The organism is Winogradskyella sp. ABM4_392 (genome assembly GCF_056160445.1).
The window spans coordinates 50,993-64,811 of the sequence record NZ_JBSWXE010000008.1 but is presented as its reverse complement, the minus strand read 5'-3'; the positions used below and the strand labels follow the sequence as shown (position 1 = coordinate 64,811).

16 protein-coding genes are annotated in these 13,819 nt (G+C 33.0%); 9 read left to right on the top strand and 7 right to left on the bottom strand.

The annotated features are described in order from the left end of the window. Positions 1–225: 225 nt before the first annotated feature. From ACXAFS_RS14120 to ACXAFS_RS14090, 7 genes are all read left to right on the top strand, one after another. Positions 226–993: a ParA family protein gene (locus ACXAFS_RS14120; protein WP_475307752.1), complete on the top strand. Its 768-nt coding sequence runs from the start codon at positions 226–228 to the stop codon at positions 991–993. Then, the gene (locus tag ACXAFS_RS14115; protein WP_475307751.1) at positions 993–1,898 is read left to right on the top strand and encodes a ParB/RepB/Spo0J family partition protein; all 906 of its coding nucleotides are present in this window, start codon (positions 993–995) and stop codon (positions 1,896–1,898) included. The genes ACXAFS_RS14120 and ACXAFS_RS14115 overlap by 1 nt, the downstream gene beginning before the upstream one ends. After that, positions 1,888–2,493, top strand: a complete 606-nt coding sequence (locus ACXAFS_RS14110; RefSeq protein WP_475307750.1) for a DUF5683 domain-containing protein — start codon at positions 1,888–1,890, stop codon at positions 2,491–2,493. Before ACXAFS_RS14115 ends, ACXAFS_RS14110 begins: the two co-directional genes overlap by 11 nt. Beyond that, on the top strand, positions 2,493–3,194 hold the full coding sequence (dapB, locus tag ACXAFS_RS14105) for a 4-hydroxy-tetrahydrodipicolinate reductase (protein WP_475307748.1): 702 nt from the start codon (positions 2,493–2,495) through the stop codon (positions 3,192–3,194). The genes ACXAFS_RS14110 and dapB overlap by 1 nt, the downstream gene beginning before the upstream one ends. A gap of 61 nt (positions 3,195–3,255) precedes the next feature. Beyond that, complete coding sequence (gene lepB / locus ACXAFS_RS14100) at positions 3,256–4,878, top strand: signal peptidase I (RefSeq protein ID WP_475307747.1); 1,623 nt, start codon at positions 3,256–3,258, stop codon at positions 4,876–4,878. Between the two features lie 12 nt (positions 4,879–4,890). After that, positions 4,891–5,511, top strand: a complete 621-nt coding sequence (locus tag ACXAFS_RS14095) for a WbqC family protein (RefSeq protein WP_475307746.1) — start codon at positions 4,891–4,893, stop codon at positions 5,509–5,511. Beyond that, complete coding sequence (locus ACXAFS_RS14090) at positions 5,505–5,813, top strand: DUF6122 family protein (protein WP_475307744.1); 309 nt, start codon at positions 5,505–5,507, stop codon at positions 5,811–5,813. Before ACXAFS_RS14095 ends, ACXAFS_RS14090 begins: the two co-directional genes overlap by 7 nt. Here the strand turns inward: ACXAFS_RS14090 and ACXAFS_RS14085 are convergent. The 7 genes from ACXAFS_RS14085 to ACXAFS_RS14055 form a co-directional block, all read right to left on the bottom strand. Beyond that, the gene (locus tag ACXAFS_RS14085; RefSeq protein WP_475307743.1) at positions 5,802–6,833 is read right to left on the bottom strand and encodes an endonuclease/exonuclease/phosphatase family protein; all 1,032 of its coding nucleotides are present in this window, start codon (positions 6,831–6,833) and stop codon (positions 5,802–5,804) included. The two genes, ACXAFS_RS14090 and ACXAFS_RS14085, sit on opposite strands and share 12 nt — an antisense overlap. A gap of 5 nt (positions 6,834–6,838) precedes the next feature. Continuing rightward, positions 6,839–7,717: a rhomboid family intramembrane serine protease gene (locus tag ACXAFS_RS14080; protein WP_475307741.1), complete on the bottom strand. Its 879-nt coding sequence runs from the start codon at positions 7,715–7,717 to the stop codon at positions 6,839–6,841. Between the two features lie 2 nt (positions 7,718–7,719). Next, a complete protein-coding gene (locus ACXAFS_RS14075) occupies positions 7,720–8,541 on the bottom strand; it encodes a rhomboid family intramembrane serine protease (RefSeq protein WP_475307740.1) in 822 nt (273 codons plus the stop codon). Between the two features lies 1 nt (position 8,542). Continuing rightward, positions 8,543–10,414 (bottom strand): DNA mismatch repair endonuclease MutL, encoded by a 1,872-nt coding sequence (gene mutL, locus ACXAFS_RS14070; RefSeq protein WP_475307739.1) that lies wholly within the window; start codon positions 10,412–10,414, stop codon positions 8,543–8,545. Then, on the bottom strand, positions 10,414–10,701 hold the full coding sequence (locus ACXAFS_RS14065) for a hypothetical protein (protein WP_475307737.1): 288 nt from the start codon (positions 10,699–10,701) through the stop codon (positions 10,414–10,416). Before ACXAFS_RS14065 ends, mutL begins: the two co-directional genes overlap by 1 nt. A 175-nt stretch (positions 10,702–10,876) precedes the next feature. Continuing rightward, positions 10,877–11,383 carry a 6,7-dimethyl-8-ribityllumazine synthase gene (gene ribH / locus ACXAFS_RS14060; RefSeq protein ID WP_475307736.1) on the bottom strand — a complete coding sequence of 169 codons (507 nt, stop codon included), beginning with the start codon at positions 11,381–11,383 and terminating at the stop codon, positions 10,877–10,879. A 3-nt stretch (positions 11,384–11,386) separates the two neighbouring features. Beyond that, positions 11,387–12,151, bottom strand: coding sequence for a tetratricopeptide repeat protein (locus ACXAFS_RS14055; protein ID WP_475307734.1), 765 nt, complete (start codon positions 12,149–12,151; stop codon positions 11,387–11,389). Positions 12,152–12,292: 141 nt separating this feature from the next. Here ACXAFS_RS14055 and recF point away from each other — a divergent pair, with 141 nt between their 5' ends. Together recF and ACXAFS_RS14045 are read left to right on the top strand one after the other, a co-directional pair. Continuing rightward, positions 12,293–13,372, top strand: a complete 1,080-nt coding sequence (gene recF / locus ACXAFS_RS14050) for a DNA replication/repair protein RecF (RefSeq protein WP_475307733.1) — start codon at positions 12,293–12,295, stop codon at positions 13,370–13,372. Then, a complete protein-coding gene (locus tag ACXAFS_RS14045; protein ID WP_475307732.1) occupies positions 13,369–13,788 on the top strand; it encodes a lipocalin family protein in 420 nt (139 codons plus the stop codon). The genes recF and ACXAFS_RS14045 overlap by 4 nt, the downstream gene beginning before the upstream one ends. Positions 13,789–13,819: the final 31 nt, after the last annotated feature.

Below are 13,819 nucleotides of genomic sequence, written 5' to 3'. Positions count from 1 at the left end.
AATTTATTGGTTACGCTAAAGTTAAATATTAAGATTTTAAAATCGTGTTAAAAAACTGACAATTAATGCTTCATGAATATTTAACTTTAAGTTAGCTTATACAAAGTAGAACGTAAAAAAGCTTTCAAATATTACCTTGAAACAAAAAGCAAACTGTTAACAACTTCAATTTTCAAAACCCATAATAAATTGTATTTTTAAGCCCTTAACAAACCAAATCATTTAATGGGTAAAATCATTGCTATTGCTAATCAAAAAGGTGGTGTCGGAAAAACAACCACCTCTGTGAATTTAGCAGCTTCTTTAGGTGCGCTAGAGAAGAAAGTCCTACTTATAGACGCAGATCCACAAGCTAATGCCAGTTCTGGCTTAGGTATCAATGTAGATGCTGTAGAGATTGGGTCTTATCAGGTTTTAGAACACACAAAACCAGCAAAAGAAGCTATTACTGCATCTAATGCTCCAAACGTAGATGTTATTCCTGCGCACATCGATCTTGTTGCTATTGAGATAGAACTTGTTGATAAAGATGAGCGCGAGTATATGCTTAAACAAGCTATTTCAGATTTAAAATCTGAATACGACTATATTTTAATTGATTGTGCTCCATCTTTAGGCTTATTAACTTTGAATGCTTTAACAGCTTCAGACTCTGTTATTATTCCTATACAATGTGAGTATTTTGCATTGGAAGGTTTAGGAAAACTGTTAAATACTATTAAAAGTGTACAAAAAATACATAACCAAGCGTTAGACATTGAAGGTATGCTTCTAACCATGTTCGATTCGCGTTTGCGTCTATCGAATCAGGTTGTAGAAGAAGTACAAAAACATTTTAGTGATATGGTATTTGAAACCATTATACAACGTAATGTTAAACTTGGTGAAGCACCTAGTTATGGTGAAAGTATTATAAACTATGATGTGAGTAGTAGAGGTGCTGCCAATTATTTAAATTTGGCAAAAGAGCTCATAAAGAAAAATGAATTATAATGGCGAAGGCAACGAAAAAACAGGCTTTAGGACGTGGACTTTCAGCGTTACTAAAAGATCCTGAAAATGATATAAACTCTGCAGAAGACAAAAATGCAGACAAAGTTGTTGGTAATATAGTTGAACTTGATATCGAAAGTATTGAGGTTAATCCTTTTCAACCAAGAACCAACTTTAATGAAGAATCGCTTAGAGAACTAGCATCATCAATTAGAGAGTTAGGTGTTATTCAACCAATTACAGTTAGAAAATTAGCCTTTAACAAGTATCAGTTAGTTTCTGGTGAACGTCGTTTTAGAGCTTCTAAGCTTATTGGTTTAGAAACGATTCCAGCTTATATAAGAATTGCTAATGACCAAGAGTCTTTAGAGATGGCTTTGGTCGAAAATATCCAAAGACAGGATTTAGATCCAATAGAGATTGCATTATCATACCAACGTTTAATTGATGAAATTAACCTTACTCAAGAACAAATGAGTGAGCGTGTTGGTAAAAAACGTTCTACTATTGCCAATTATTTGCGTTTATTGAAGTTAGACCCAATTATCCAAACAGGAATGCGAGATGGATTTATTTCTATGGGTCATGGTAGAGCAATGGTAAATATTGAAAGTCCTGTAGATCAGCTTGAAGTTTATGAAAAAATCATTAGCAACAAACTATCCGTAAGGGCTACTGAGCAACTTGTTAAAAATCTTAATAACCAAGGAGAGGAGGCTAAACAAGATAAAACAACTACCGAGATTCCTAAATATGTAAAAAAGGGAATTAAAGATTTTTCAGATTACTTTGGCCACAAAATTGACGTAAAGCTTGGAAAAAACGGTAGCGGTAAGATTACAATACCTTTTCATTCCGAAGAGGATTTTAATAGAATTAAAAAACTAGTACAGCGTGCTAAATAAACAGCTCTTCTTTGGTATTCTGTGTGTTGTTTCACTATCATTTTCTTTTGCTCAAGTAGAAAATGACAGCACAAGTATTGCACTAGATAAAGAACCTGTTGTGATAGATAATGCACTTATCAAGAAAACGGAAATAGATCCTTTAAGACCTTCTAAGGCAGCATTCTATTCCGCCATTTTACCAGGTGCAGGCCAATTTTACAATAAAAAATATTGGAAAATACCAATAGTTTGGGGTGCTATAGGTACTGGAGTTTATTTCTATTTAAGAAATGACAGACAGTACGACCGTTATCGAGATGCTTACAAAAGACGATTAGCAGGTTTTACAGACGATGAGTTTTCTGATGCAAATGGTAATCCTCTTATTTCTAACGATGGATTAATACGAGCACAACAACAATTTAGGAGAAACAAAGAAGTTTCGCTCCTAGTTACCATAGGATTGTATGCACTTAATATCATAGATGCTAATGTAGATGCACATTTGCTTCAATTTAATGTGGATGAAAATTTAAGTTTAAGTCCGCATTACCAATATAACCAAATGGAAAACTCTGGTGATTTAGGCTTAACTCTTAACTTTAAATTCTAATGAATATAGCTTTACTTGGTTATGGCAGAATGGGAAAAAGTATTGAAGCTATTGCTCTAGAGCGTAACCATAACATCGTTTTAAAGGTTTCTAAACCTTCTGAAGATTTCAATTTTTCTAACGTAGATGTTGCAATAGATTTTAGTATTCCTAGTGCTGCTGTAAACAATATTAAAACGGTTTTAGATGCTAATATACCTGTTATTTCTGGTACAACAGGTTGGTTAGAGCACTATCAAGAAGTTGTGGATTATTGCCAATCTAAAAATGGTACATTTCTATACGCTTCAAATTTCAGTCTTGGAGTTAATATCTTCTTTGAAGTGAATAAACGATTAAGCGAACTGATGGCTACAGTTGAGGGCTACAAAACGGAAATTGAAGAAATTCACCACACAAAAAAATTAGATGCTCCAAGCGGTACTGCAATAACATTGGCAGAACAGATTATTGAAAATACCCATTATGATAAATGGACTTTAGAAAAGCCAACTTCTAATGAAATACATATAGAAGCTAAACGTATTCCTGAAGTTCCTGGCACTCATGAAATAACATATAATTCTGAAATAGATTCTATAAGCATTAAGCACACAGCTCATAGTAGACAAGGCTTTGCGTTAGGGGCAGTAATTGCGGCTGAGTGGATTAAAGATAAAAAAGGTGTATTCACTATGCGAGATGTGTTAAACATTGGTTAATTTGCCAATCATTTGAAACAAATTAAAATATTTTTCAACCTACTAGACTAAACATAACATCATGACCTGGACAGAGTGGTTTATTTTTTTACTGATATTACAAATTATACATGGCTTAGGCACATGGAAACTTTATGTTAAAGCTGGTAGACAAGCTTGGGAAGCATTTGTACCTGTGTACAATGCAGTAATTTTAATGAAAATTATTTCGCGTCCATGGTGGTGGGTTATCCTCATGTTTTTACCTATTGTAAATCTCATTATGATTCCGGCAGCTTGGGTTGAAACTGCAAGAGCATTTGGTAAGGACAGTAAATTAGATGCGTTAATTTGCATTGTAACTCTAGGATTTTATTTATACTATCTTAATTATGTTGAAGACGTTAAGTATATTGAAAACAGAGAGCTTAAACCAAAAACCTCAACTGGTGAATGGATTACTTCTATCCTATTTGCTATTGTAGCAGCTACGATAGTACACACATACTTTTTTCAACCGTTTGTTATTCCTTCATCATCGTTAGAGAAATCGTTGTTAGTTGGTGATTTCTTAATTGTTAGCAAAATACATTATGGTGCCAGAGGTCCTATGACTACTGTTGCAGCACCTATGGTACACGATACCATTCCTAAATTGGGAGTAAAATCGTATCTGTATGATGATAATTATGAAGAACGTAATACGTCTTGGAAAAACAAATTACAACTACCTTATTTTAGACTTCCTGGTTTTGAAAATGTAGAGCGTAATGATATTGTAGTTTTTAACCAACCTGCCGATACATTGCTAAATATGAACATATTTACACCAGATCGCAATTACTACAAACCTATTGATAAGAAGACCAATCTGGTAAAACGTTGTGTTGGTACACCAGGAGATACATTAGAGATAAGAGGTGGTTATGTGTTTATAAATGGCAAACAAAATATACTTCCAACAAGATCTCATTTACAGTTTTCGTATAAGTTAACATTGAAAAAACCTATTAGTTCAGCTGGTGAGGAACGAATGCTTTATAACATGTTAGATAAAGTAGATATTGATGACGGACTTAGATATAATCAGTATGATGGTTCATTCATAATTAATGCTGCTTCAGATGAAGCAATTAAAAAACTTAAAGTACAGCCTAACGTCGCAGATGTAGTTCGCGAAGTTCAAGAAAAAGGAATATCTGGAGATGTTTTTCCTAGAGATGCTTATCACAAAGACTGGAACACAGATCATTTTGGTCCACTATGGATTCCTAAAGCTGGCGCCACTGTTCAATTAGATAAGACAAACATAGCTTTATATAAGCGTGCTATTGGAGAATACGAAGGTAATAAAGTGGTTACTCGAGGTGATGAGATTTATATCAATGATGAACTAGCAACTTCCTATACTTTTAAACAAGATTATTACTGGATGATGGGTGACAACCGAAATAATTCTATTGATAGTAGATATTGGGGATTTGTACCTTACAATCATATTTTTGGAAAACCTGTCTTCATCTGGATGAGTATTGATGGCATAAACAATGGTCTAAAAAACTGGAAATTCCGCTGGGATAGAATCTTCACTACAGTTAGTGGTTCTGGTGAGCGTACCTCTTATTTCATTCCGTTTTTAGTTGTTGTTTTAGGTATTTATGGCTTCAACAAATGGCGTAAGAAAAAGAAGGCGTCAGCATCTTAAATCCGTATATACATGGATTGTCTTATACATCCAACCTATTTTCCTAATATAGCTCATTTTGCAGCCATGGTAACTTCTAAATCGGTATGTCTGGAAGTGTGGGACAATTACCAAAAACAATCTTATAGAAATCGTACTGAAATCTATGGTGCTAACGGCAAACTGGCACTAACAGTTCCTGTAAAGTATTCCCAAAAAAACAGGCAACTTTATAGAGACGTGAAAGTTGCTAATAATGATAATTGGCAATCATTACATCTTAAATCTTTACAGTCCGCTTATAGCATGTCGCCTTTTTTCGAATTTTACATTGATGATTTAATACCTCTTTTTGAAAATAAATACGATTATATATTGGATTTAAACCTAAAATGTTTTGAAATTATTACAGATAGTCTTCAGTTAGAATTAAGCGTAGCTAAAAGTATAGTTTTTGAAAAAGATCCTGTAAATATAAATGACTTCAGACCTTTGGTAAAGCGCAATTACGAAGCCAATAACCTAGAGCACTATACTCAGGTTTTTACAGAAAAGCATGGGTTTATTCCTAATCTAAGTATTTTAGATTTACTATTTAACGAAGGTCCTAACGCAGAGTTATATCTTACTCGTCAAAGCATAGACTTATGCTAAAATTTGCCATTCATTATGGTTTGCATTTTAGTCTGCCTCTAGCAATTGCATTAATATTCTACAGAAAACAGTGGCTAAAAATATACTTCATTATGCTTGCTGCTTTTGTGATAGATTTAGATCATTTACTGGCCAATCCAATTTTTGATTCAAACAGATGCAGCATCAATTTTCATCCACTACATAGTTATTATGCTATTGTTATTTACTTCTTGTTACTTTGGCCAAAAACAACTCGTGTATTTGCCTTAGGACTGTTGGCACATATCCTTTCAGATAGCGTAGATTGTTTACTTATTTAAGTTAAGTGTCGCTTTTATAGGGTAATGGTCCGAGAGATTAATATCATTGTATGTTTTAAATCCATTAACCTTAAAACGCTTATCTGCGAGTATGAAGTCTATTCTCAGTGGGAAAAATTTAAACTGAAACGATTTACCAAAACCGTTTCCAGCCTTTTCGAAAGCGTCTTTTAAATCGTCACCCAAAATTTCTTTATAACTATACGAATATGCAGTATTATTAAAATCTCCTGCAACAATAATCTTGTAAGGACAGTTAGATTTATGCTCCAAAAACAGTTCAACCTGTGACTGTTGTGCTATAAATGCTGATTTAACACGCTCTACAAAAACATCTCTTGAATGTTGACTGTTGATATAATCAATCTCTGTATCAATTTTTGCAGATTGAAGGTGTATATTATAAATTCTAATCGTGTCTTTTTCTTTAACAATATCTGCAAAAAGGGCATTGTTACCAGTATTTGTAAACTCTAAAGATCCTGAATTAATTATAGGGAATTTAGAAAAAATAGTATGACCTCCTTTAGCATCTTTTGTATAACGTGCGTTATAATTGTTATAGCCATCCAACTTTATTGGTGTTCCTCTAGTATATTCTTGTATACAAAGGATGTCTGGTGATTCTTTATAAAAGAAATCTACAATATCTTCTCTTGTAGTTTTATTAGGTTTCCAATTATACTTGTTAAACAACCTAACATTAAAAGACATTACAGAAATATTGTTGTCTTGTACCTGGTTCTTTGAAGACGAAAATTTATATAAAGACCCTAAGTAACCCCATCCTAAAAGTAACACAACAAGCGATAATAACATTTGCTTTTTAACCTGAAGTAACCAATAAATAAAGAATACAATATTCATCAGAATTAATAAAGGAACTCCCAAGCTTAAAACCGACAAAGTAGCAAAACTCTTTGGTGGTACATAAGGTAATAAGTAAGAAATAAGCAACAGAAAAGCAGCCAACGAATTGACAATGAATATAATTTTATTAAAGAAGTTTAGTTTTTTCATTTCTATCAATCCTCCTTACTGGCATCAAATAAAAATGCTTTTTCTTCAGACGATAAGCTATCGTAACCACTCTTACTTATTTTATCTAAAATGGCATCTATCTTTTTTTGTTTATTGCTTTTGTCTGATGACTTTGGTTTTGATGATTTCTTAGACGAAGTTTTAGACGTTCTGTGTACAGTTTTTAAGTTAGACTTAGGCTTAAACCAGCTTACTACTGCATCCATCATGCGCTCAAAACCAAGACCTATATCTTTTCCTTTCGCCAATTGCGTCGCATAATAATATCCTAAAATATAGCCACCTATATGAGCTACATAACCACCTTGGTTAATACCTAACATCAATCTAATAACATCCATAACCACAAAGAAAATAGCAATATGCATCCATCGTACAGTAAAGGTGTTAAATAATCTAATTTCAGAATTTGGCATGTAAATAGCTATGAACATTAGCAAGGCACTAACACCTGCAGATGCACCAACCATAATACCATTTTTAGCACCAAAGAAATTAGTTGGTATGATATTAGTAACAGCGAGATAAGCCAAACCTCCTGCTATGATACCGAGTAAATAGATGTTTAAAACCATTTTAGTTCTAAACAAATTTGATGCTGCTCTTGATAGGTAGAATAAAAACAGCATATTGAATAACAGATGAAAAAGTCCGTTGTGAAAAAAACCATAGGTTATTAATGACCAAGGCTGAAGAATAAAATCGTTAAAACTAGATGGTAGCTTAAAGTATTCTGTAATGTGTAATTTAAAAAGACTTGTAAGGACAAGTTCTATAATGAATATGACAACATTAACAGTGATAATCTTACCAAAAACATCAAGGTTATTGTAGCGATATTTTAAATTTTCAAACGTAGTCATTTTTAATTCCAACGGTATTTATCCATACTATTCTTTTTCCAATACCACATGATTATAAAACCAATGACTGCACCACCAACGTGAGCCATATAGGCTGTATTACTTGGGCTAAAAAATGATTGACCTGTAATTGCTGAAATTAAATCCAAAATAATTATCCCAGGTATGAAGTATTTCGCCTTAATTGGTATTGGTAAAAAAATCAACATTAATTTTGCATTAGGATTCATCATTCCAAAAGCAGCTAATATACCCATTATACATCCTGAGGCACCAACCATAGCACTTCTATTAATTACATTTAAATCAAAAAGTGCCTTAAATTGATTAGCATTAATATTAGTTGTATAATTATATTCACTAAGTAAGGGAGCCATTTTCTGTTGTAAAATTTCACCTCTTATATAATTACCATCTAAAGCGTTTATATTTAAAATTTTATTTAACAACTCATTATCCATTCCCAATTCAGATACTATCTGCATAGCTGGGATATAATCGAAATAATAATATCCTAGTTGAAATAAAAGTGCACCAAAACCAGCTGAAAAATATATAAACAAAAACTTTTTTGTTCCTAAACGTTCTTCTACAGGTGTTCCAAACATCCAAAGTGCGAACATATTAAAAAAGAGATGGGCAAATCCACCATGCATGAACATGTGTGTTAATACTTGCCAAGGTTTAAATAATTCATTTGTTGGGAAATACATCGTAAACAAAGAATTAAATAATTGTCCACCACCAAGAGACATAGTCCCCAAAAACATCAATACATTAATAATCAATAGATGCTTTACAGCTTCTGTTATTCCTTGTCTCATACTACATAAATTTCTTTTCAATGTCGTCTGTAGACATTGTTATGAACGTTGGTCTATTGGTTGGTGATACACTAGGTTCCTTACATGCAAACAAACTATTTACCAAATGCTCTTGCTCTGTATTGTTTAAGGCTTGTCCGTTCTTAATGGCAAGGCTTTTTGCCATAGATTTAGCCAATAAATCTGCGGCACTAAAACTCGCGTCTGGCACATCATTTTCAACATCACTAATAAGTTGCTCTAATATTATAGACACTTCACTCTCTGGCACTCCAACAGGAACACCAGTAATAGTTATTGTTTCTTCTTTAACGTCTGAAAACACAAAACCTGTATGTTCCAAATCTTCTTTTAAGTCTACTATGATATTAATTTCATTAGGTGTAAAACTCAATTGTAAAGGAAACAACAATTGTTGACTCGTAGCTTCTTTAATAGTAATGTGCTTAAGAAACCCTTCATACAAAATACGTTGGTGTGCCCTATTCTGGTCTATAATCAACATACCAGATTTTAATGTGCTTACGATATATTTTTGCTGAAGCTGAAATGTGGTTTTACTAGTTTCAACAGAAGCATCACTAAAAATTGTTTCGGTTTTTACCTCTTTTTCAAAGTTAACTTCAACTAAGTCTGCTTTTTCAGAATTTCCTTTAGACTCCAATCCTACATATAAGCTTTCCCAATTAGCTGTTGGAGCTGATTTAAAACTTGTTCTCGTTGAAGCAGATTTAGTAGAAGAGCTACCAGAAGTACTTCCCTCATCAGCAAAAGGATTAAAACTTCGATCTACCTCTATCGTTGGTGCTTTACCAGCTTTATCTTTGTAACTGTATGGCGTATCAAAACTACTTTGCTGTTCAAAATCTAGAACTGGAGCTATATTAAATTGTCCTAAACTATGCTTTACTGCTGATCTTAAAATAGCGTAAAGTGTATGCTCATCATCAAACTTAATTTCTGTTTTTGTCGGATGAATGTTAATGTCTATTGTTTTTGGATCTACATTAAGGTTTAAAAAATAACTGGCATGATATCCATCTTTTAACAAGCCTTCAAATGCTGCGCTTATAGCGTGATTTAAATACGGACTTTTTATAAACCTTTGATTTACAAAAAAGAATTGCTCAGAACGTGTTTTTTTAGAATATTCTGGCTTGCCTACAAATCCTGAAATTTTTAAAACTTCAGTTTCTTCCTCAACAGGCACTAATTTTTCATTGGTTTTATTACCAAAAATATGAACAACACGTTGTCTGTAGTTTTCATTTGGAAGATTAAAAAGCTCACTCCCATTGTGATAAAATGCAAAAGCAATATTTGGATGTGCTAATGCCACACGATGAAACTCATCTGTAATATGTCGTAATTCTACAGTATCGGACTTTAAAAAATTTCGTCTAGCCGGAATATTAAAAAATAGATTTTTAACCGCAACAGATGTACCTGTAGGTGTCACAGCAACCTCTTGAGATTTCACTGCACTACCTTCGATTTCTATAGCAGTACCCAACTCATCATCTGGTCGTTTCGTTTTTAACTCTACATGTGCAATTGCCGCAATACTAGCTAGAGCTTCGCCTCTAAATCCTTTGGTATTAAGCTGAAATAAATCTTCAGCAGATTTTATTTTTGATGTGGCATGACGCTCAAAACTTAAACGTGCATCAGTAACACTCATACCTTTGCCGTTATCTATTACCTGTACCAGTGTTTTACCAGCATCTTTGATAATGAGTTTTATTTCGTCTGCACCAGCATCAATTGCATTTTCTAAAAGTTCCTTAACTACAGAAGCAGGTCGCTGTACTACTTCACCAGCTGCAATTTGGTTGGCAACATGGTCTGGTAAAAGTTGAATGATATCTGTCATTAAAAAACTGAAATATCTAAATAACTCAAAGCAACGTATGCAGCTAAAAGAAGAAAAGCTAAGATTACTAAAAACCTAATTCTAGAATTATTATTACTTCGAATTTTACTATTCTGACTCCATTCATCCCTAAAGTTTGTTCTATGGAATCGTTTTCCATTACTATCATCCTCTATCAAGCCATGCTTCTTTTTCAAATTATCTAATCGCTCTTTTCGCTCATCATAATAGCGTGGAGTATAATTATATTGTTTATTCTTTCTTTGCTTGAAAAATGTAGAAAACATACCTAAAGGATTTAATCAAAGTTACTGAAAATAAGAGGAAATCTTCTTTAAAGATTCCTTAAAATTATCAACAAAAAGAATGCCACTATTGAACTTGGTTAGTAATTAGTGTAAAGTGATTAGCGCATAACAATAAAAGAACAGTCACTAATTACTAAAAACTAGCTCCTTGAGACTAATGTGTCTGTTTTCTAAGCTGTGCCATTTTAATGGCAGTAATAGCAGCTTCGGTACCTTTGTTACCATGCTTCCCACCAGAACGATCAATAGATTGTTGCATGTTATTATCTGTTAGTACACAGAAAATGACAGGTATATCTCCTTTTAGATTGAGATCCTTAATACCTTGGGTAACACCTTCACATACAAAATCGAAGTGTTTGGTTTCGCCTTGTATAACACAGCCTATAACAATAATAGCATCTAACATACCAGATTCGGCATAAATGCTTTTAGACATTCTGGCAGCTCCATAGGTCAACTCAAAAGTTCCTGGCACATTCCAACGTACAATGTTTTCTTTTTGTGCACCACAATCAATTAATGCATCGAAAGCACCTTGCCAGAGACCTTCTGTAATAGTATCGTTCCATTCTGAAACAACAATCCCAAACCGAAAGTCTTTCGCGTTTGGGATTGTTGCTTTATCGTAATTCGATAAATTATGATTTGCAGTAGCCATGTTTTATAAGCTTGCTTCTACTTTTCCGATTAACACATCAACTTGACCAGCTTCTGTAGAACTGTCAAATTCGGTTTCAATACGCTTTAAGTAATCTAATGCTTTTTGGTTTTCACCTAGATCCATCGCAACTCTTGCTGCTTTTAGTAAATACATAGGTGTTGTAAAATCATTAACGTTAGACTTAAATGCTTTTTCGTAGTATTCTAAGGCTTCTGGTAATTGCTCTAATTGAACAAAAGCATCACCTATTCCGCCCTTAGAAATTGGTCCTAACATCTTATCATCACTAGAAAAATCACTTAAATAACTGATAGCTTTTTCATAATCCTTTAAGTTTAAGTATGCCATACCTGCATAATAATTAGCAAGGTTTCCTGCTGGTGTACCGCTATACTCTCTTGCAATATCTTTCATACCAAACTTTCCTTCTCCGCCTTCGATAGCCATAAGGTAAAGTGAATCTGAAGAAATACCATTAGCAGCATCTTCAAAATATTTTTTTGCAGTGTACATTTCATTCATCGCCTCTTTTTCTTGAGGTTCAGCAATGAATTTGTTATATCCTAAATAACCTAAAACTATGAGTGCCACAGCTGCAATTACACCAACGATGTAATTTTGGTTTTTAACGAACCACTCTTCTGTTTTTGAAGCTCCTTCATCTAAAGTATTAAATACTTCTGCTGTTGTTGAATTTTCTTCAACAACTACTTCCTTTTCTTTTTTAGTTTTTGGTTTATAGCCTCTTTTCTTATACGTTGCCATATCTTGTCTATTATTGCGTGCGCAAAAATATAATTTTTATTGGGATTTAAAAGCCTAATTATTTGTTATTTTTCAATAATTTGCGAGAATATTCATTACATTAAAACACCGCTAAATTCAAGCAAAGGACATTTATTTTTTATGGTTCTAAACGCATTATCTTTAGTTAATTACAAAAATTTTGAAAGTCAGGTTTTTGATTTTGACAGCAAAATAAACTGCTTTGTTGGTGCTAATGGCATTGGGAAAACAAACGCTTTAGACGCTATTTATCATTTGGCTTTTGGCAAAAGCTATTTTAATCCTGTCGCTGTACAAAACATAAAACATGGTACAGAATTTTTTGTGGTTGATGGTAATTTCACAAAAAATGAGCGCAGTGAAAAAATTATTGTGTCGTTAAAAAGAGGACAGAAAAAAGTTATAAAACGCAATGGTAAAGCTTATGAAAAATTTAGCGACCACATTGGTTTTATTCCTTTGGTAATTATATCTCCAGCTGATAGAGACTTAATCATTGAAGGTAGCGACACAAGACGTAAGTTTATAGATAGTGTGATTTCGCAAAGTGATAAAGCATATTTATCTACGCTTATAGCCTACAACAAAGTACTTTCGCAACGTAATGCGCTTTTAAAATATTTTGCGCTCAACAACACCTTTAACGCAGATACGTTAGCTATTTATAATGAGCAGCTAAATACGTATAGCGCTGAAATATTTAAAAAACGTGATGAATTCTTAAATGTATTTATCCCTATTTTTAAGGAACGTTACGAAGCTATAAGTCAAAGTAAAGAAGCTATAAATTTAAAATACAAAAGCGATTTGTTTGATGGTGAATTAATTGATCTTTTAAAAACCAACATCAACAAAGACAAAGCTTTACAATATACAAGCGTAGGAACACACAAGGATGATTTAGTGTTTACAATTGATGATTTTCCCATAAAGAAATTTGGAAGTCAAGGACAGCAAAAATCTTTTTTAATTGCTTTAAAGCTCGCTCAATTCGATTTTATAAAGCAACAAAGCGGTGTCTCGCCTATTCTACTCCTCGATGATATATTTGACAAGTTAGATGAAAATAGAGTTTCGCAAATTATCAGTTTAGTAGATAACGATCATTTTGGTCAGATTTTTATTAGCGACACACATGCCGAGCGAACAGAAAATGTAGTTAAACAGATTCATCAATCTTATAAAATTTTTAAACTATGAGAAAGTTTAGCTTTATCCTACTGATTCTAATTTTCAGCTGTTCAAAAAATCCTGAAACATACATAGAACACCTTAATGGCTATTGGGAAATTGAAGAAGTCACTTTAGCTAATGGTTCCGTTAAGCAATATCAATTTAACGAAACTATAGATTATATAAGCATTAGCGATAGCCTGAAAGGGTTCAGAAAAAAATTAAAACCTGGTATTAACGATACCTATTTTACTTCTGACGATGCCGAAGCGATTACCTTAAAAATTGAAAACAGCAAACTCAACATGTATTATAAAACTTCCTATGCTGAGTGGAAAGAAACCGTTTTAGAAGCTTCAGAAAAGCATTTAAAAGTTAGGAATGAAAATAAGGACGTATATTTATACAAGCGTTATGTACCAATAAAATTAGATATTGATTAATTAAAAGAGATTACCGCTTTCGCGACAACTT

Coding starts and splice junctions, on each gene's coding strand:
- ACXAFS_RS14120 (WP_475307752.1), top strand. CDS start 226: ATGGGTAAAATCATTGCTATTGCTAATCAAAAAGGTGGTGTCGGAAAA.
- ACXAFS_RS14115 (WP_475307751.1), top strand. CDS start 993: ATGGCGAAGGCAACGAAAAAACAGGCTTTAGGACGTGGACTTTCAGCG.
- dapB (WP_475307748.1), top strand. CDS start 2,493: ATGAATATAGCTTTACTTGGTTATGGCAGAATGGGAAAAAGTATTGAA.
- lepB (WP_475307747.1), top strand. CDS start 3,256: ATGACCTGGACAGAGTGGTTTATTTTTTTACTGATATTACAAATTATA.
- ACXAFS_RS14095 (WP_475307746.1), top strand. CDS start 4,891: ATGGATTGTCTTATACATCCAACCTATTTTCCTAATATAGCTCATTTT.
- ACXAFS_RS14090 (WP_475307744.1), top strand. CDS start 5,505: ATGCTAAAATTTGCCATTCATTATGGTTTGCATTTTAGTCTGCCTCTA.
- ACXAFS_RS14085 (WP_475307743.1), bottom strand. CDS start 6,833: ATGAAAAAACTAAACTTCTTTAATAAAATTATATTCATTGTCAATTCG.
- ACXAFS_RS14080 (WP_475307741.1), bottom strand. CDS start 7,717: ATGACTACGTTTGAAAATTTAAAATATCGCTACAATAACCTTGATGTT.
- ACXAFS_RS14075 (WP_475307740.1), bottom strand. CDS start 8,541: ATGAGACAAGGAATAACAGAAGCTGTAAAGCATCTATTGATTATTAAT.
- mutL (WP_475307739.1), bottom strand. CDS start 10,414: ATGACAGATATCATTCAACTTTTACCAGACCATGTTGCCAACCAAATT.
- ACXAFS_RS14065 (WP_475307737.1), bottom strand. CDS start 10,701: ATGTTTTCTACATTTTTCAAGCAAAGAAAGAATAAACAATATAATTAT.
- ribH (WP_475307736.1), bottom strand. CDS start 11,383: ATGGCTACTGCAAATCATAATTTATCGAATTACGATAAAGCAACAATC.
- ACXAFS_RS14055 (WP_475307734.1), bottom strand. CDS start 12,151: ATGGCAACGTATAAGAAAAGAGGCTATAAACCAAAAACTAAAAAAGAA.
- recF (WP_475307733.1), top strand. CDS start 12,293: ATGGTTCTAAACGCATTATCTTTAGTTAATTACAAAAATTTTGAAAGT.
- ACXAFS_RS14045 (WP_475307732.1), top strand. CDS start 13,369: ATGAGAAAGTTTAGCTTTATCCTACTGATTCTAATTTTCAGCTGTTCA.